This is a genomic window from Nonomuraea monospora (assembly GCF_039531895.1).
Lineage (GTDB): Bacteria > Actinomycetota > Actinomycetes > Streptosporangiales > Streptosporangiaceae > Nonomuraea > Nonomuraea monospora.
This window is the reverse complement of the sequence record NZ_BAAAQX010000108.1, coordinates 1-934: the sequence shown is the minus strand read 5'-3', so window position 1 is coordinate 934 and position 934 is coordinate 1. Positions and strand designations below refer to the sequence as shown.

At 68.6% G+C, this 934-nt stretch carries 1 protein-coding gene; it reads left to right on the top strand.

Translation table 11 applies throughout. The annotated features are described in order from the left end of the window. Window positions 1–934, top strand: a 934-nt coding sequence (gene groEL / locus ABD331_RS60690) for a chaperonin GroEL (protein WP_344496713.1), incomplete at both ends; no start/stop codon positions are given.

The window sequence follows — 934 nt, the reverse complement described above, 5'->3', positions numbered from 1 at the left end:
CCGAGATCGGCTCGCTCATCGCCGAGGCGATGGACAAGGTCGGCAAGGAAGGCGTCATCACCGTCGAGGAGAGCAACACCTTCGGCCTTGAGCTCGAGCTCACCGAGGGCATGCGCTTCGACAAGGGCATGACGTCGATGTACTTCGTCACCGACTCGGACCGTATGGAGGCCGTGCTCGAGGACCCGTACATCCTGATCGTCAACAGCAAGGTCTCCGCCAACAAGGACCTGCTGCCGCTGCTCGACAAGGTCGTGCAGTCGGGCAAGCCGCTGCTGATCATCGCCGAGGACGTCGAGGGCGAGGCCCTGGCGACCCTGGTGGTCAACAAGATCCGCGGCCTGTTCCGCTCCGTGGCCGTCAAGGCCCCGGGCTTCGGCGACCGCCGCAAGGCGATGCTGAACGACATCGCGATCCTGACCGGCGGCCAGGTCATCGCCGAGGAGGTCGGCCTCAAGCTCGAGACCGCCACCCTCGACCTGCTGGGCCGCGCCCGCAAGGTCGTGGTGACCAAGGACGAGACCACTATCGTCGACGGCGCCGGTGACGCCGAGCAGATCGCCGGCCGGGTCAACGAGATCCGCGCCGAGATCGAGCGCACCGACTCCGACTACGACCGCGAGAAGCTCCAGGAGCGCCTCGCCAAGCTGGCCGGCGGCGTGGCCGTCATCAAGGCCGGCGCGGCGACCGAGGTCGAGCTCAAGGAGCGCAAGCACCGCATCGAGGACGCCGTCCGCAACGCCAAGGCGGCCGTCGAGGAGGGCATCGTCCCCGGCGGCGGCGTGGCGCTGCTGCAGGCCGGCGCCAAGGCCTTCGACAAGCTGGAGCTGGCGGGCGACGAGGCCACCGGTGCCGCCATCGTCAAGAAGGCGCTGGAGGAGCCGCTCAAGCAGATCGCGGTCAACGCCGGTCTCGAGGGCGGCGTCGTGGTCGA